Raw genomic sequence first — 17,072 nt, forward strand, 5'->3', positions numbered from 1 at the left:
GGAACAACTCCCAGAGCCCGTCCGGCACCAGACGTTCGACCATCAACACACAGCCAGGCTACCGGTTCCTCCAAATGAGATGACCTCTTAGACGCAGAGCGGGAACGTGGCGCTCAGGCGCAGGAGAGAGCGCAGCGTCCGGCGCGCGCCAGGGCAAGCGTCCGGCGTCTGCGAGGGCAGGCAGCGTCCGACTCGAAGCGGCCCGGGTTTCCGAACGAGCCCAGGGCCCGCCGTTCTCGGCCCAGCCGGTCCCTGACCGCCGGGACCGCCGCCTCCGCCGCGCGCTCAGGCGCGGCGCGGGCGCGCGGCGTCCGGGGCGCGAAGGCAGCGTCCGCTCAAGACAGCCTGCGTTCCCGAAAGAGCCCGACGGACCGCCGTCTCAGCTCGCGCCGCCAGGCGTCATCGTCCGCAGCCGGTCCCTGATGGCCCCTACCGCCGCCTCCGCGTTGTCCACGGTGATCGTGAAGGTGTGGCCGTCCCACAGGCGCAGCACGACGCCCTCGCCCCGGCGAACGACGACCGCGGTGCCCTTCTCGGGGCGCCAGCGGTAGCCCCAGCCGCCCCAGTGGCGCGGGGTGACATGGGCGGTGAAGTCGGCGCCGGCGACCTCGGAGAGCGGGATGCGGCGGCGCGGCACGCCGATGTGACCGCAGCGCACCTCGACGCAGTCCTTGTCGAGCTTGAGGTCGACGTGCACGAAGGCGAGTGTGCCGAAGAGCACCAGCAGACCGGCGGCGATGCAGCCCACGACGGACATCGCCAGCGGCGCGACGCCGGAGTTCCAGGCCGAGTCCACGGCCAGCTCGATGCCGAGCGCCATGCAGGCCGCGCCGCCCAGCGCCAGCAGCCACTGCACCCGGTTGGTGGCACGCCCGGTCCAGACGTCGGGGTGCGAGGTGTCCTCGGCGTCGCGGTGCTCCCTCATGTTTACGAGGTTACTCAGGTTTCGCTCCGCGGGTACCGGCTCGCGGAGGGTCACTGTTCCGGGCGGCGCCCCCGGTGGAGACGGCCGCCCCAGGTCACCGCCGGTCGGCGAGCGGACCGGCGGCGGGCAGCAGCCGTCCTTCGGCATAGTGCAGCGCGGCCGCGGGCAGCGCGCCCTCGCGGCCGCTCAGGAGCACCGTCAGCGTGCCCTCGGCCGGAGCCTCGGGGGCGGGCTGTTCGCCGAGCCGCCGCAGGGCCTGCGCGGCCACGGCGCCGGCGGAGCCGTGCAGCGCGAGCGGAGCGGCACCGGGGCGCTGGACGGCGGTGCGGATACGTTCCGCCACCAGCTCGTAGTGGGTGCAGCCCAGGACCACGGTCGTCACGTCCTCCGGGGTCAGCGCGGCCGCGGCGGTGATCGCCTCGTCGATGGCCGCCTCGTCCGCGTGCTCCACGGCCTCGGCGAGCCCCCAGCAGGGCACCTCGGTGACCCGGACGCCGTCGGCGAAGTCCTCGATGAGACCGCGCTGATAGGGGCTGCCGGTGGTGGCGGGCGTGGCCCAGATGGCGACGGGGCCGCCGCCTGCGGCGGCCGGCTTGATCGCCGGGACCGTGCCGATCACCGGGACGCCGGGCTCCAGGCGCGCGCGCAGGGCGGGCAGGGCGTGCACGGTGGCGGTGTTGCAGCCGATGATCAGGGCGTCGGGCCGATGGGCCGCGGCGGCCTCGGCGACGGCCAGGGCACGTCGGGTGAGGTCCTCAGGCGTGCGCGGCCCCCAGGGCATGCCGTCGGGGTCCAGGGAGAGGACGAGATCCGCGTCGGGGCGCAGGCGCCGTACCGCGCCGGTGGCCGCCAGCAGGCCGATTCCGGAGTCCATGAGCGCGATCTTCACCCGGCCACGATAGACGATGCGGCCTTGCCCACTGGTCCGGTGGGGCAGACTGCGCCCGTGAGCGCGATCGTGTGGACCACCGTCGTATCCCTCGCCGCCTGGTGCTGGCTGCTGCTGTGCCAGGGCTTCTTCTGGCGCACGGACGTCCGGCTGCCCCCGCGCCGGGAACCAGCCGCGTGGCCGTCGGTCTGTGTGGTCGTACCGGCCCGTGACGAGGCCGGCGTGCTGCCCGCGAGCCTGCCGTCGCTGCTCGCGCAGGACTATCCGGGGCGGGCGGAGGTCTTCCTCGTGGACGACGGGAGCACGGACGGCACCGGGGAACTGGCCCGCGAGCTGTCGCGGCGGCACGGCGGGCTGCCGCTCACGATGGACTCCCCCGGTGAGCCGCCCGCGGGCTGGACGGGCAAGCTGTGGGCGGTGCGGCACGGCATCGGCCTCGCACGCGCGCGTGATCCCGAATATCTGCTCCTGACGGACGCGGACATCGCGCACGCGCCGGACAGCCTGCGGGAGCTGGTGGCGGCGGCCCGCACCGAGGGGTTGGACGTGGTGTCGCAGATGGCGCGGCTGCGCGTGGAGAGCCTGTGGGAACGGCTCGTGGTCCCGGCGTTCGTCTACTTCTTCGCGCAGCTGTACCCCTTCCGGTGGATCGGCCTGCAGGGGTCGCGGACCGCGGCGGCCGCCGGCGGCTGTGTCCTGCTGCGCGCGGACATGGCCGAGAAGGCGCGGATCCCGGACGCCATCCGGCACGCCGTCATCGACGACGTCGCCCTCGCGCGCGCGGTCAAGGGCGCCGGCGGTCACATCTGGCTCGGGCTGGCCGACCGGGTGGACAGCGTGCGTCCCTATCCGCGGCTGCACGACCTGTGGCGGATGGTCTCGCGCAGCGCGTACGCCCAGTTGCGGCACAACCCGCTGCTGCTGCTCGGCACGGTCGCCGGGCTCGCCCTGGTGTACCTGGTGCCGCCCGCGGCCGTGGTGGCGGGCGCGATCACGGGCAGTGCGGCGACCGCGGTCGTGGGCGCGGCCGCGTGGGCGGTGATGACGGGGACGTACGTGCCGATGCTCCGCTACTACCGGCAGCCGCTGTGGCTCGCACCGCTGCTGCCCTGCACCGCGTTCCTCTACCTCCTCATGACGGTCGACTCGGCCGTGCAGCACTACCGGGGGCGCGGGGCGGCCTGGAAGGGCCGCACGTACGCCCGTCCGGACGCCGTGCCCGACGAGGGCTGACCTGGGGGCTACTTGCGCCCTGGCGTCCAGTTCATGCCCCACCCGTAGGCGCGGTCTATGGTCCGCTGCGGGCTCACTCCCCGCTCCGGCACCAGGTAGCGCGCCTCGCGCTGGACGACGAGGTCGCCGCCGGTGTTGGTGATCAGGGCGAGCGCGCACACCGTGGAGGGGACCGTGCACTCGTCCAGTGAGAAGTCGATCGGGGCGCCGTGCTGGGGCTGGAGGGTGACCGTGGCGTGCAGGTCGGCGAAGGAGGCCGCGCCCTCGTAGACGGTGACGAAGACCAGGATGCGCCGGAAGTCCTGTTTGTGGTCGAGATTGACGGTGAGGTTCTCCCCGCTCGTCACGGCGCCCGTACGGTCGTCGCCGTCGAGGTGGATGTACGGCGGCCGGTTCAGGGACCCGAAGGCGTTGCCGAGTGCCTGTACGACGCCCTTGCGGCCGTCGGCGAGCTCGTACAGGGCGCACAGGTCGAGGTCGAGGTTCCCCTGGCCGCCGCCCCATCGGCCGCCCCAGCCCGGGAACTGCTTGCGCACCTGCCAGTTGAGGTTGACCCGCATGGCACCGGAGGTGCCGCCCTGCTTGGCCAGGGAGACAGAGGGGGCCGCCTTGGTGAGGGTGACCTTGGAGAGGCGGACCGGTGCGGCCGCAGGGCTTGCCGCCGCAGGCGGCGGGAGGGGCACGGGAGCGGTGGTCGGCGGCGGCGGGGTCGCCGCAGGCGGGACCGGTGGTGCGGCGGGGGGCGCGGGAGGCGGCGCGGCGGCCGTGCGAGGCGGCGTGCTGTGCTGCGGTTCGTCGACGGTGATGCCGAAGTCCGTTGCCAGGCCTTCGAGTCCGCTGCTGTAGCCCTGGCCGACGGCGCGGAACTTCCAGCCGCCCTGGCGACGGTAGAACTCGCCGAGCACGAAGGCCGTCTCCACGGTCGCGCCGGGGCTGTCGAAGCGGGCGACCGCGTCACCGGCGGTGTCGGTCACTTCGATGTAGAGGTCCGGGACCTGCCCGAACGTCCCGCCGTCCGCGGAGGCCGCGAGGACGACCCGCTCGATCCCGCTCTCCACGCGCGCGAGGTCCACGGAAAGGGTGTCGGTGACGCGCCCGCCGGCGGTCCGCTTGCCCTCGTGACGGACCGCGCCGGAGGGGTGCGCGGGCTGGTTGTAGAAGACGAAGTCCCCGTCGGAGCGGACCTTTCCGGCCGCGAGCAACAGCGCCGAGGCATCCGCGTCGGGCACCCCGGGTCCGGAGCGCCAGCCCAATTCGACGCGCAGGGCCGTGGTCGGCACCGGCGCATTCGATCCTTTCGGCATTGACATGTCCGCCCCCATCGCGTGTCGGCGTCCCGGACGTGCCCGGGCTCCCGGGATCATCCCTACCCGCCCAACCTATTCCCGGGCGCGGGGAACTCCCACGAGCGGCACAGGAAGATCGCCGGTCAACCGCCGGTAACCCGACAGGAACTCGGCATTTACAGGATCCAAACGTTGAACGGCGTCCATTTTTGCCAAGTTCGCTCGGATTGGGGATCCCGAGTCACTGCCGACACGGAAAACAACCCTCTTATCGGTCTCCCCAACCAGCACATCGTGGGCTTAACTTATGTGCCATGACCTCCCCCCGCTCCACCTATGGCGGCGGCTACTACTCCGCCTCCTTCCCGGACACCCCGATCTACGACTCGCTCGTGGCCGAGCGGGGCACCCCGCAGATCGCCCCGATCCGGGTCCCCGCCGCGTACGACACGGGCAGCAGCCTGCCCGCGCTGCCCTCGGCGCTGCCCGCCCTCCCGGCGGCCCCGTCCCCGCACGTCCCCGCCTACGGCTATCCGCAGGTCCAGCCCGCCCCGCTGCAGCAGGCGCCCACGGCGTACATCCCGCAGCAGGCGAGCGCGCCCCGCGGCTATCCCGGCCCGCAGGCCCCGCAGCCGCCGCGTCCGATGGCGGCCGGCACGGGCTACGAGGCCATGCGCCCCGCCGCGCCGCGGCCCGCACCGGCTCCTTACCAGGACCCGTACAACAACCAGCAGTACCGCGGCTACTGACCGGCGCGCCCCGGCTGTCGGTGCCACCTGGCACGATGGCGTCATGGGGAACGCCGAACTGCAGTCGATCCACGTCCATCCGGTCAAGGCGTTCCGGGGTGTCGCGCCCCGGGAAGCCGTGGTGGAGCCCTGGGGGCTGGCCGGAGACCGACGCTGGGCTCTGATCGACGACGGGGGAAAGGTCGTCACACAGCGCGAGGAGCCGCGTCTCGCGCTGGCCGCCGCCGAGCCGATGCCCGGCGGCGGCGTTCGTCTGTCCGCGCCCGGTCAGGAGCCGCTCACGGTCCTCGTCCCGGAGCCGGGGGCGACGGTGCCGACACACGTCTTCGGCACGAAGGTGGAGGCGGTCCTGGCCTCCGAATCGGCTCATGACTGGTGTTCTGCCCATCTCGGTGCCGATGTCCGTCTGGTCCACATGGACGATCCGGCCACCCGGCGTCCGGTCGATCCCGAGTACGCGCTGCCGGGCGAGACGGTGAGCTTCGCCGACGGCTACCCCCTGCTGGTCACCACCGTCGCCTCCCTCGACGCTCTGAACTCCCTCATAGCCCAGGGCGATGACCCCGCCGAGGGCCCGCTGCCGATGAACCGTTTCCGGCCCAACGTGGTCGTCGCGGGCACCGAGGCCTGGGCCGAGGACGACTGGTCGCGGATCGCCGTCGGCGAGGTGGTCTTCCGGGTCGCCAAGGCGTCCGGGCGCTGCGTCGTGACCACGACCGACCAGGACACCGCCGTACGCGGCCGCGAGCCCCTGCGCACGCTCGCGCGGCACCGCAGGGTCGGCACGCGGCTGCTCTTCGGCCAGAACCTGGTGGCCCTCACGCCCGGCACGATCCGGGTCGGGGACCCGGTGCGGGTACTGACGTAGCGAATCGGCTCGGCGGGCGGGGAACCCTGGGGCGGGGCCCGGTCGTTGAGCCGACGTGAGAATTTCGTGAGAGGCCCCGGGCCTGGAGTGAGCTCGCTCTCTCTTGGTCCGGGCCGGGGGTGGGCAGCTCCGTCGGGGGTTATCACGGAGCGGAAGGGGGTGGGGGGACGTGCGAGCAATCCGCGGCCTGTGGCGCTGGCGGCGCAATCCGCTGCGCCGCACGACCGACCTGGCCGAGGCCTGGGTGGCCCTCGTGGCGCTGGTGCTGGTCACGGTGGCCGCGCCCGTGATCGGCTCCCTGGTCGGCGTGGCCGCCCAGGACTCCCTGCAGCGCTCCGCGCGGGAGCAGCAGCACTCCCGCCACCTCGTCACGGCCACCGTGGTCCGCGGCCTGGGCAGCGCCCCGATGGAGACCGACCCCGACACCAGCGCCGCACACGACGTCCGCAGCCGCGTCCTCGCCGACTGGACGGCACCGGACGGCACCCGGCAGCACGGACCGGCCCTGGCGAACCTCAAGTCCCCGCACCCGGGCGACCGCTTCAGGCTCTGGACGGATCCGCACGGCCGAATAACGAGCCGCCCGCTGGACTCCCCCACGGCGACGACGCACGCGGTGCTGGCCGGATTCGGCGCGGCCCTGCTGGCCGTGGGCCTGGTCGAGAGCGGCCGGCGACTGGTCGTCTGGCGCATGGTCCGCCGCCGGTACGCGCGTTGGGACCAGGCCTGGGACCGGGCGGGCCCGGACTGGGGCAAGGCGGGCACCGGCAGCTGACGGCCTTTCCGGCTCTGGTCAACCCACCACCCGCGCGCACGCTACGGTGGACCGGCCGACTCGCCTTCGGCATCAAAACCCGCGTACTACGAGGTGGGGGCACAGCAACGCCATGGCACAGGGCACGGTCCAGGTGACGCACACCGGTACATCGCGGTGGCGGCGCCGCACGGGTGAGTACGCTTCGCTCGCCGCCGCCCTGGAGGCCGCCGCCGATGGTGACGTCCTCACCATCGCCCCCGGCACCTACCGGGAGAACCTCGTCGTCCAGCGGTCGGTGACCCTGCGCGGGCCGGAGGGCTCGCCGGGCTCGGTGCGGATCGCGCCCGTGGACGGGGTGCCGCTGACCGTGCGGGCCTCCGCGGTGGTGCAGGACCTGCACGTGGAGGGTCAGGACGTGGCAGCGCCCGCCCTGTTGGTGGAGGACGGCACGCCCGAGCTGATGGACGTGCGGATCGTCACGCGGTCCGCCGCGGGCATCGAGGTGCGGGGCGGGGCGCGTCCGACCGTGCGGCGCTGCACCGTCGACAACCCGGCCGGCATCGGCATCGCCGTTCTCGACGGCGGTGGCGGGGTGTTCGAGGAGTGCGAGGTCGTCGCGGCCGGGCAGGCCGGCGTGGCGGTGCGTGGCGGCGCCCATCCCCGCCTGGAGCGGTGCCGGGTGCACCACGCCTCCGGCACCGGGCTGACCGCGACCGGGGAGAACTCCGCACTGGAGGCCGTCGGTTGTGAGGTGTACGAGGTCCGAGGCTCCGGGGTGCAGGTCACCCAGCGGGCCACGGCGCACCTGACCGACTGCGACGTGCACCGCACCACGGCCGACGGTGTCACGCTCGACACGGACGCGGTGCTCACGCTCGCGGACTGCCGGATCCACGACATCCCGGAGAACGCGGTCGATCTGCGCTCCCGTTCGGTGCTCACGCTGACCCGGACAACGGTGCGTCAGTTCGGGCGCAACGGCCTGTCGGTGTGGGACCCGGGCACCCGGGTGGACGCCAACCAGTGCGAGATCTTCGACAGCACCGGCGACTATCCGGCGGTGTGGGTGAGCGACGGTGCCACCGCGGTACTCGAGTCCTGCCGGGTGCACGACGTGCCGGACGCGCTGTTCGTGCTGGACCGCGGCTCGCGCGCGGACGTCGTGGACAGCGACCTGTCCCAGGTGCGCAACACGGCCGTGTCGGTGAGCGACGGCGCCACCGCGCAGCTCGACGACTGCCGGATCCGGGAGGCGGCCACCGGCGCCTGGTTCCGCGACCACGGCAGCGGCGGAACGCTCAACAACTGCACCGTGGACGGCACGCAGACCGGTGTGATCGTCACCAAGGGCGCCGACCCGACCATCGAGCGCTGCACGGTCGACTCGCCCGCCGAGGCGGGTTTCTACGTGTCCGCCGGCGGCCGGGGCAGCTTCCTGAACTGCCGGGTCAGCGGCAGCGGCGGCTACGGCTTCCACGTGATCGACGGCTGCCGTACGACGCTGCGGAAGTGCCGTACGGAGCGGTGTGCGCGCGGCGGTTACGAGTTCGCCGACGCGGGGCCGGACGCGGGGGCCGGGACGGGCCCGCTCGTGGAGGACTGCACCAGCGACGAGAGCGGCAGCCTGAGGCCGCCGTCGGTCCGCGAGACGGCCGTACAGACCTCCTCCCCCTCGCCCGGGCTGCTCGGCGCGATCCCCGGGCAACGCGCCACGGAGCAGGAGCCGCTCGTCGCCGCGGTCGAGCCGGAGAGGCCGGCCCGGACGTCGAAGGACGTGCTCGGTGAACTGGACGCTCTGGTGGGCCTGGAGAGCGTCAAGCGCGAGGTGCGGGCGCTGACCGACATGATCGAGGTGGGCCGGCGCCGGCAGGAGGCCGGTCTGAAGGCGGCCTCGGTCAAGCGGCACCTGGTCTTCACCGGCTCCCCCGGCACCGGAAAGACGACGGTCGCCCGGCTGTACGGCGAGATCCTCGCCTCCCTGGGGGTGCTGGAGAAGGGCCACCTGGTCGAGGTGTCCCGGGTCGACCTGGTCGGCGAGCACATCGGCTCCACCGCGATCCGCACCCAGGAGGCCTTCGAACGGGCGCGCGGCGGTGTGCTGTTCATCGACGAGGCGTACGCGCTGTCCCCGGAGGACGCCGGGCGGGACTTCGGCAAGGAGGCCATCGACACGCTGGTGAAGCTGATGGAGGACCACCGGGACGCGGTGGTGGTGATCGTCGCCGGCTACACGGCCGAGATGGAGCGCTTCCTTTCCGTCAACCCCGGTGTCGCCTCCCGCTTCTCCCGGACCATCACCTTCAGCGACTACGGCCCCGAGGAGCTGCTCAGGATCGTGGAGCAGCAGGCCGACGAGCACGAGTACCGGCTGGCGCCGGGCGCTTCGGAGGCCCTGCTGAAGTACTTCACGGCGATCCCGAAGGGCGCCGCGTTCGGCAACGGCCGTACAGCGCGCCAGACCTTCGAGGCGATGGTGGAACGGCACGCGAGCCGTGTCGCGCAGCTGGAGGACCCCAGCACCGACGACCTGACCCTGCTGTACGCGGAGGACCTGCCGGAGCTGCCCTGAGGGCTCACTCCGGCGCCCCCGGCACCAGGCGCTGCCCCGGGAGGTCCGGGTGCAGACGGGCCAGCAGCCGGGCCCTCTCCCGCGCGAAGGCCGGGTCCGCCTGGTAGTCGCAGTGGCCGAGGATCGGGGCCGGCAGCGGCTGCTGGGGCGTACGGCCGTAGGCGAGCGGGTCCCTCAGGGGCTGGTGATCGACCTCCGGGCCGCAGCCGCCGGGGAGGCGGACCGGGCCGCCGATGGGGTCGGTGCGGCGGTGGAGGTTGCGCCAGCAGGCGACGTCTCCGTGCAGGGCGGCCAGGGCCCGCGGGCCGAAGTGGGCCGGGAACCAGCGGCCGTACAGGCGCTCCAGCGGGGAGCCGTAGGTGAGCAGGGCGACCCGCTTGCGTACGGACGGGGTCAGCTGCCAGGCAGCGGCCGCGGCCAGGACGCTGCCCTGGGAGTGGCCGGAGAGGACCAGGCGGCCGCCGGTGTGCCGGGTCCAGGTCGCCATCCGCCAGGTCAGGTCCGGCACGGCGCGCTCGGCGTAGCAGGGCGGGGCGAAGGGATGGGCGGCGCGCGGCCAGAAGGTGCCGACGTCCCACAGGATGCCGACGGTGCGGCGGGCGGAGGCGTCCCGGTAGGCGCGCCGGGCCCAAGTGACGAACAGGAGGAAGCCGACTCCGACCAGCCAGGAGCCGAGCGCCTGCGAGGTCTCGGCCACGGCCTGGACGATGTCGTAGGTCCGTCGGGCCGCGCCCTCGGGTGGCTCTCCGGTGGCCAGGGCGCCGGCCAGCGCGGCGGCGCCGATCAGCAGGGTGGTGGCGGCGAGCACGGCGACGACCAGCGGTGCCCGGTCGGTGAGGGTGGCCAGGGCGCGGGCCCGGGCGATGGCGCGGGTGCGGGACGGGTCCTCGGGCTCGCCGGGGTGCTCCTCGCGTACCCGGTCGCGTTCGGCGCGGGCGAGCCGTGCGGTGCGCAGTGCCAGGTGGGCGGCGACGGCGAGCAGCACCGCGAGGATCGGCGGGATCGCGGACGCCTGCCAGGTCAGCAGCACCGGGGGCCCGTCGAGCAGAGCCCGGGTGCCGTCCAGCCAGTCGGCGACCCGCTGCGCGACACCGCCGGACATCACGCCGCCCAGTGCGCAGGCGAGCAGCGCGACCGCCGGCCCGCCGAGGCCGCGCATCCCGGCGCGCGGGTCCGGGTGCCGTCGGTACAGGTCGTGGGCGACGACGGCGAGGACGACGACGAGCAGGCCCTGGGCCGGCATGAGGGCGCCGAAGGCCGGGTCCCCGGGCAGCCGCCCGGCGGACCGCCAGCCGGGGCGGGACCAGCCGGCGTACACCGCTGTGAGCAGCAGCAGGCCGAGGGCGCCGAGCGGCAGGCGGCGTACGAGGTGGCGGTCGAGCTGCTGGTCGAGGCGGTTCTCGCTGCGGCCCCGGCGGCAGACCACGCCCACCGCGGCGGCCGCGCAGCCGAGCAGGGCCGCGGGAAGGATCCAGCCGAGGACGTCCAGGGCCGCGGGGCCGCCGGAGCGGTGGTCGAAGCGGGCCGCGGGCGTGAGGACGGCAGCGGCGACGGTGAGCAGGCCCGCCGCGGTGTGGGCCGCGCGCAGCCGGGCGACCAGGCGCCGGCCGTACCAGAAGCCGGGCCGGGCCAGGGCGCTGCCGTCGGTCTCCGGCTCGGGGTCGCGGGACATCGGCCGGTGGGACTCGTAGGCGCTCCAGGTGCGGTGCGAGAGGTACCACAGCAGGGCCGTGAGCGCGGCCGGGACCGACGCGGCCAGGGCGAGCCGGCGGCCGGGCAGACTCCACCACCCGTCACCGGAGGCGGCGGGTGAGAGGAAGCCCAGCCAGGAGTGGCGGCCTGCGCAGGCGGTGACGCCCGCGCACTGCCAGGCGACCAGGTCGAGGGCGACCTCGCAGGCCGCGGCCACCAGCAGCACCGTGAGAGTGAGGGCGACCAGGCGCACGAGGAGGCCGTAGAGCCGGACGGTGCGTCCGCGGCCGTCGGCGGCGGGGCGCATCCAGTGGGCGAGGTTGACCACCATGAAGGGCAGTAACAGGAGCCATAAGGCGCGGCTGCCGTCCCCGGAGGTGAGGTTGCACCAGACGTACGCCTCCTGCACCGGCTCACTGGGCGGCGCTTGCCCGGCCGGGGAGTCCGCGGTGTGATCGGCGCGCCGGAAGACCGCCGCGGTGTCGTCGCCGGTGATCCGGACGGTGCGCGGGTCACCGAGCATCTTCTCCGGGGTGGTGCCGCCGACTCCGTGCACCAGGAGTTCCAGCTCGGGCCCCGCCTCCGTGGCCTGCGCGGTGGAATGGTCCGTCTCCCGCGCGGCAATGCGTTCCTTCGCACGTTCCACTGTTCTCGCACTTCCCCCGTGACGCGCCTCATCGCATGTGTCCGTGCGCGCATCAGGATCTCCGTTTCGGGGGCGTCCTACACCTCTCGTCACGGAATCTCCCCGATCCGTGTGACTACGGGCGGGAGACGTGATGCCCGGATGTGCCCGAATGGCATGAGCGCGTCGTAACCGGTAGTGGCGCAACCGGTGCCCTCCCGTGAAAAGATGGGACCGCCGCGCACCTAAGACGAATGGAACGTCCAGGTCGGAGCAGGTGCGGCGGGCCTGTCGGACGGATTGCGGCGAAAGGACCGGAGCGTACGTGAGCGAGAATCAGAACCTCCTCGCGGAGCAGCGCCGCGCCCTGATCGTGGACGAGGTCCGGCGCCGGGGCGGTGTGCGCGTCAATGAGCTGACCCGCAAGCTCGGTGTGTCGGACATGACCGTGCGCCGCGATCTCGACGCGCTGGCCCGCCAGGGCGTGCTGGAGAAGGTGCACGGCGGCGCGGTCCCGGTGGTCGAGGCGAGCACCCATGAGCCGGGCTTCGAGGCCAAGTCGGGTCTGGAGCTGTCCGCCAAGGAGGACATCGCGCGGGCCGCCGCCCGGCTGGTCACCCCGGGTACGGCGATCGCCCTGTCCGGCGGTACGACGACCTACGCGCTCGCGCAGCACCTGCTGGAGGTGCCCGATCTGACCGTGGTGACGAACTCGGTGCGGGTCGCGGACGTCTTCCACGCGGCGCAGCGCACCTCGGGGCAGCGGCAGGGCGCGGCCACGGTGGTACTGACCGGCGGGGTGCGCACCCCGTCCGACTCGCTGGTGGGCCCGGTGGCCGACCAGGCGATCGCCGCGCTCCACTTCGACCTGCTCTTCCTCGGGGTGCACGGGATATCGGTCGAGGCGGGCCTGTCCACGCCCAACCTGGCGGAGGCCGAGACCAACCGGCGGCTGGTGCAGTCGGCGCGCCGGGTCGTGGTGGTGGCCGACCACACCAAGTGGGGCACGGTGGGCCTCAGTTCGTTCGCCGCACTGGAGCAGGTGGACACGCTGGTCACCGACGCGGGCCTGCCCACCGAGGCGCGGACGGAGATCTCCGAGCACCTACGGCGGCTGGTGGTGGCGGGCGAAGCGGAAGAGGACGAGGACGAGGACATCTGACAGGGCGTCAGCTAGGCTGCCCGGTGCAACACCCCGCTTTCCCGAGGGACTTCACCAGGGGGTTCGTCGCCATGGCTCACCGTCTGCGCCCGGTGGAGATCGATTTCGTCGAGACCGCCCCCGTACGGCTCGTGTTCACCCGGGACGTCGCGGCCGCTCCCGACGCGGTCTTCCACGCGCTCGCCGAGGACGTGCCCGGCTGGCCGGAGTGGTTCTCGGCGGTGTCCTCGGCCCGGCCGGCCGAGGGCGGGCGCGAGGTACGGCTCCGGGGCGGCATCCGTTTCGAGGAGTCGGTGCTCGTGGCGAAGTCGCCCGAGGTGTACGCCTACCGCGTCGACGTGACCAACACCCCGGGGGCCCGCGCCTGGATCGAGGAGTGGCGGCTCACCCCGGCCGGCACCGGGACCCGGATCCGGATGGCCTTCGCCCTGGACGGTACGGCCGCGTTCCGCCTCGTGTGCCGCCTCGCCCGCCCGGGGGTGGGCCGCGCGTTCCGCGACGCCGTCACCGCGCTGGACCGACGGCTGGGCCGGTGACCAGCACCTCCTGACCTCCCCCGCGCCTCGCGATCGGCGCGGAGCGTGACCGGTTCGCCGCGCCCCGGCCCGGCAGTCCTCGGATGCGACCGACGCGGGCCGCACTCATGCTGGAGAGGGCCGAGCAATCCGGACAAACGCGAGGGATTCCTTCATGACTGCCCAGCCCGCCATCGGCGACGTCGTTCTGGAGCCCGCCTCCCAGGAACTGGCCGACGCCACCTCCCAGCCGCCGTTCCTGTACGAGATCGGCGTGGAGAAGGCCCGCAAGGTGCTCGACGACCTCCAGGCGCAACCGATCGAGAAGCTCCCCGTCGACGAGGAGTGGGTCACCGTGCCCTTCGACGTCGAAGGCGTGCGGGCGCGCATCGTACGGCCGCCGGGCGTGGCAGAGCCGCTGCCGGTGGTGCTGTACATGCACGGGGGCGGCTGGATCCTCGGCAACGCGGACACCCACGACCGGCTGGTGCGCGAACTCGCGGTCGGAGCCCGGGCCGCCGTCGTCTTCGTCGAGTACACGCGCTCGCCCGAGGCGCAGTACCCGGTGGCCCTGGAGCAGGGTTACGCGACCGCCCAGTGGATCGTCCACCACGGCCCCGCGCACGCGCTCGACCCCTCCCGGCTGGCGGTGGCGGGCGACTCGGTCGGCGGGAACATGGCCGCGGCCCTGGCCCTGCTGGCCAAGGAGCGGCGCGACTTCCGCATCGTCCACCAGTCGCTCTACTACCCCGTCACCGACGCCGGGATGGACACGCCCTCCTACCGGCAGTTCGCCCAGGGCTACTTCCTCACCGCCAAGTCGATGGAGTGGTTCTGGGACGCCTACCTGCCGGAGCCCTCCCAGCGCTCGGCCATCACGGTCTCACCGCTGCGGGCGAGCCTGGAGCAACTGGCCGGGCTGCCGCCGGCGTACGTGGTCGTCGACGAGGCCGATGTGCTGCGCGACGAGGGCGAGGCCTACGCGGCCAGGCTCCGGGCCGCGGGCGTGCCGGTCACGACGGTCCGCTACGCCGGGATCACGCACGACTTCATGATGTTGAACCCGCTCAGCGGCACGCGCGCCGCGCGCGCCGCCGTGGCCCAGGCCGTCGCGGTGCTGCGCGAGGCCCTCGGCACCGACGAGGCGTAGAGCGCGCGCCTGCCTGCTGCTCAGTCCGGCCACACGCCCGTGGCCAGCAGGGACTCGATCGCCTCCGTGTAAGGGGCGATGTCCAGGCCCTGCTCCTCGAGCCAGGTGTCCGAGTAGTACTTGTCGAGGTAGCGGTCCCCCGGGTCGCACAGCAGGGTGACCACACTGCCCGTGCGCCCCTGGGCCACCATCTCGGAGACGATCTTCAGTGCGCTCCACAGGCCCGTGCCCGTCGAACCGCCCGCCTTGCGGCCGATGGCCCGCTCCAGAGCGCGTACGGCGGCCACGCTGGCCGCGTCCGGGACCTTCATCATCCGGTCGATGGCGCCGGGCACGAAGCTCGGCTCCATGCGCGGCCGGCCGATGCCCTCGATCCGGGAGCCGCAGTCACAGGTGACGTCCGGGTCACCGGTGGTCCAGCCCTCGAAGAAACAGGAGTTGTCCGGGTCGGCGACGCAGATGCGGGTGTCGTACTGCATGTAGTGGACGTAGCGCGCGAGGGTCGCCGAGGTGCCGCCGGTTCCGGCCGTGGCCACGATCCAGGCCGGCTCCGGGAACCGCTCCAACTCCAGCTGACGGAAGATGGATTCGGCGATGTTGTTGTTCCCGCGCCAGTCGGTGGCCCGCTCGGCGTAGGTGAACTGGTCCATGTAGTGGCCGCCGGTCTCCACCGCGAGGCGGGCGGACTCCTCGTACATCTTCCGGGAGTCGTCCACGAAGTGGCACTGTCCGCCGTGGAACTCGATCAGACGGCACTTCTCGGCGCTCGTCGTGCGCGGCATGACCGCGATGAAGGGCACACCGATCAGCTTGGCGAAGTAGGCCTCGGAGACGGCCGTCGAGCCGCTGGACGCCTCGATCACCGGGCGGCCCGGGCGGATCCAGCCATTGCACAGACCGTAGAGGAACAAGGAGCGGGCCAGCCGGTGCTTGAGGCTGCCGGTGGGATGCGTCGACTCGTCCTTCAGGTACAGGTCGATGCCCCACTGCTCGGGGAGCGGGAACTTGAGGAGGTGCGTGTCGGCCGAGCGCTGGTTGTCGGCCTGGACCTTGCGGACGGCTTCTTTGAGCCAGTCGCGGTAGGCGGCGTCGCTGCGGTCGACGTCGAGGGTGGCGCCGGTCCGGGTCTGTGGGGTGGTGCTCACGGCGGGGCTCCTTAGGCTGGGCACCGACAGCGCTTCGCGCGGCCGACACCTCGATCATAAGCACCTTCCACACCGCTTCTCACCTGCATAAACGCATCTTTGAGCCACCCAAAGACAGGCTGGGGCACACCCGCGCGCGGCAGTCGGGGGCGCATTGGCGCGAGTGCTCCGGCACCCGTCACGCGTGCCCCGTGCGTACTGGTGCTCCAGGCCGCATCGGGGCAGACTGCACCGGACGGGACGATCGTCCCGAACAGGGGCGCGCACGGGATCGGCAGAGCCGGTACGGCCCCGGGCGGTACGACCGGACACGGGCCGGATCCGGACCCACGCGGGCCGGTGTCCGGCGAGCGACGCACAAGGGGGCGGCGAAGGATGGCGGAGCCGGAGTTCACAGCCACGGGCGTGCGGATAGGCAAGCGGATGCGTTCGCTCACCCGGGCCGGAAAGGTCCGGATCAGCGACGGCAGGGTGGAGTTGCTCAACAGCTACGGCAGCGAGATCGACAGCGCACCCGTGCAGGCGGTGCGCGCCTCCAAGCCGTGGTTCGCCCCGGAGGACCGGGCACTGGCGGACCTCAACGGCAACCGGTACCTGCTGACGCTGGGCGAACAGGACCCCGCTCCGGGCGAACCGGGGCCACCCGCGGCGCGACGGTTCATCGAGGCGGTGCGCCGGGCGGCCGGACGCGGCACCTGAGCCTGACCCGACCTGCGTCTGACCTGCGCCCGGTCGCTGCGAGTTGCGGGAGCGCATTCGCTGCGTCACGCTGGTCTCACGTCACTCTGGGTTTACCGGCGATAACGCTGCGAACCAGCCCGCCGGCCACGACAGCAGGCGGACGTTTGGACGCAAGCACCCTGCTGGATCCGTTGTTCTCCGTGTTCCTCCGGTTCCTCCGGACCTCACATCGGGGAGTCGCAGCCGTGATCAGTCACCCAAGCAGGCACTGCATGGTGGAGCTCCAAGCCCTGCCGTCGCGGATCGGTCAGGTCCGCAGAATCGTATCTGCACAGTTGCGCTACTGGCATTTGGACCCGTTGATAGACCGGGCCGCCCTCGGTGTGACCGAATTGCTCAGCAACGTCCACCGGCATGCCCGGCCCGACAAGTCGTGCACCGTCGAGCTGGAACTTCTGGTCGACCGGCTCACGGTCTCGGTGCGCGATCACGATCCGCGCCTGCCGGTGGTGGCCGACGCGACGGACGTCGCTCCCCTGGCGACCTGTGGGCGGGGCCTGGCGATGGTGGCCGCGATGAGCGAGAGCTGGGGGGCACGCCCGGACGGCGACAACGGCAAGGTCGTGTGGTTCACGCTGCCCGCCCCGTCCACGGCCCAGCGGCAGCCGGCCCGCTCGCCCCGCCCCGTGGCCGAGCCGCAGCCGGTACCGCGGCTCACCGAGGTGCAGTCGGCACCGGCCCCGGTCGCCGCTGCTCCGACCCCCGTGGTGGCCCACGCCTCGGCCGCGGCACCCGCTCCCGCCCGGTCGGCCGTCCCCGGCTGACC

General features: G+C 73.1%; 15 protein-coding genes. 10 read left to right on the plus strand and 5 right to left on the minus strand.

Going from position 1 to position 17,072, the window contains the following annotated elements:
• Positions 1-379: 379 nt before the first annotated feature.
• Positions 380-925, minus strand: a complete 546-nt coding sequence (locus tag ACWC5O_RS07725) for a hypothetical protein (RefSeq protein ID WP_450586005.1) — start codon at positions 923-925, stop codon at positions 380-382.
• Between the two features lie 94 nt (positions 926-1,019).
• Entirely contained in the window at positions 1,020-1,814 is a 795-nt protein-coding gene (locus ACWC5O_RS07730) for a glutamate racemase (RefSeq protein ID WP_450586003.1), read from the minus strand.
• Between the two features lie 57 nt (positions 1,815-1,871).
• On the opposite strand from ACWC5O_RS07730, the gene ACWC5O_RS07735 reads away from it, so the two are divergent.
• A complete protein-coding gene (locus ACWC5O_RS07735) occupies positions 1,872-3,047 on the plus strand; it encodes a glycosyltransferase (RefSeq protein ID WP_450586001.1) in 1,176 nt (391 codons plus the stop codon).
• An 8-nt stretch (positions 3,048-3,055) separates the two neighbouring features.
• On the opposite strand, the gene ACWC5O_RS07740 is transcribed toward ACWC5O_RS07735, so the two are convergent.
• The gene (locus ACWC5O_RS07740; RefSeq protein WP_450586000.1) at positions 3,056-4,351 is read right to left on the minus strand and encodes a TerD family protein; all 1,296 of its coding nucleotides are present in this window, start codon (positions 4,349-4,351) and stop codon (positions 3,056-3,058) included.
• Positions 4,352-4,647: 296 nt separating this feature from the next.
• Between ACWC5O_RS07740 and ACWC5O_RS07745 the strand changes: the two genes are divergently transcribed.
• From ACWC5O_RS07745 to ACWC5O_RS07760, 4 genes are all read left to right on the plus strand, one after another.
• Positions 4,648-5,082 carry a DUF6643 family protein gene (locus tag ACWC5O_RS07745; protein WP_450585998.1) on the plus strand — a complete coding sequence of 145 codons (435 nt, stop codon included), beginning with the start codon at positions 4,648-4,650 and terminating at the stop codon, positions 5,080-5,082.
• Positions 5,083-5,125: 43 nt separating this feature from the next.
• Positions 5,126-5,950, plus strand: coding sequence for an MOSC domain-containing protein (locus ACWC5O_RS07750; RefSeq protein ID WP_450585996.1), 825 nt, complete (start codon positions 5,126-5,128; stop codon positions 5,948-5,950).
• Positions 5,951-6,119: 169 nt separating this feature from the next.
• Complete coding sequence (locus ACWC5O_RS07755) at positions 6,120-6,725, plus strand: Rv1733c family protein (RefSeq protein WP_450585994.1); 606 nt, start codon at positions 6,120-6,122, stop codon at positions 6,723-6,725.
• Positions 6,726-6,837: 112 nt separating this feature from the next.
• Positions 6,838-9,276 (plus strand): right-handed parallel beta-helix repeat-containing protein, encoded by a 2,439-nt coding sequence (locus ACWC5O_RS07760; protein ID WP_450585993.1) that lies wholly within the window; start codon positions 6,838-6,840, stop codon positions 9,274-9,276.
• Positions 9,277-9,280: 4 nt separating this feature from the next.
• Here the strand turns inward: ACWC5O_RS07760 and ACWC5O_RS07765 are convergent, their stop codons facing one another.
• Positions 9,281-11,614, minus strand: coding sequence for a hypothetical protein (locus tag ACWC5O_RS07765; RefSeq protein ID WP_450585991.1), 2,334 nt, complete (start codon positions 11,612-11,614; stop codon positions 9,281-9,283).
• 304 nt (positions 11,615-11,918) lie between these two features.
• Here ACWC5O_RS07765 and ACWC5O_RS07770 point away from each other — a divergent pair, with 304 nt between their 5' ends.
• From ACWC5O_RS07770 to ACWC5O_RS07780, 3 genes are all read left to right on the plus strand, one after another.
• Complete coding sequence (locus tag ACWC5O_RS07770; RefSeq protein ID WP_450585990.1) at positions 11,919-12,755, plus strand: DeoR/GlpR family DNA-binding transcription regulator; 837 nt, start codon at positions 11,919-11,921, stop codon at positions 12,753-12,755.
• A 71-nt stretch (positions 12,756-12,826) separates the two neighbouring features.
• Complete coding sequence (locus tag ACWC5O_RS07775) at positions 12,827-13,291, plus strand: SRPBCC family protein (RefSeq protein ID WP_450585989.1); 465 nt, start codon at positions 12,827-12,829, stop codon at positions 13,289-13,291.
• 154 nt (positions 13,292-13,445) lie between these two features.
• Positions 13,446-14,420, plus strand: a complete 975-nt coding sequence (locus ACWC5O_RS07780; RefSeq protein WP_450585988.1) for an alpha/beta hydrolase — start codon at positions 13,446-13,448, stop codon at positions 14,418-14,420.
• A gap of 20 nt (positions 14,421-14,440) precedes the next feature.
• On the opposite strand, the gene ACWC5O_RS07785 is transcribed toward ACWC5O_RS07780, so the two are convergent.
• A complete protein-coding gene (locus tag ACWC5O_RS07785) occupies positions 14,441-15,565 on the minus strand; it encodes a PLP-dependent cysteine synthase family protein (RefSeq protein ID WP_450585986.1) in 1,125 nt (374 codons plus the stop codon).
• 375 nt (positions 15,566-15,940) lie between these two features.
• On the opposite strand from ACWC5O_RS07785, the gene ACWC5O_RS07790 reads away from it, so the two are divergent.
• Positions 15,941-16,264, plus strand: a complete 324-nt coding sequence (locus ACWC5O_RS07790) for a hypothetical protein (RefSeq protein WP_145880253.1) — start codon at positions 15,941-15,943, stop codon at positions 16,262-16,264.
• A gap of 227 nt (positions 16,265-16,491) precedes the next feature.
• Positions 16,492-17,070 carry an ATP-binding protein gene (locus ACWC5O_RS07795; RefSeq protein WP_450585984.1) on the plus strand — a complete coding sequence of 193 codons (579 nt, stop codon included), beginning with the start codon at positions 16,492-16,494 and terminating at the stop codon, positions 17,068-17,070.
• The last annotated feature ends 2 nt before the right edge of the window (positions 17,071-17,072 follow it).

Source organism: Streptomyces sp. NPDC001450, assembly GCF_053597295.1.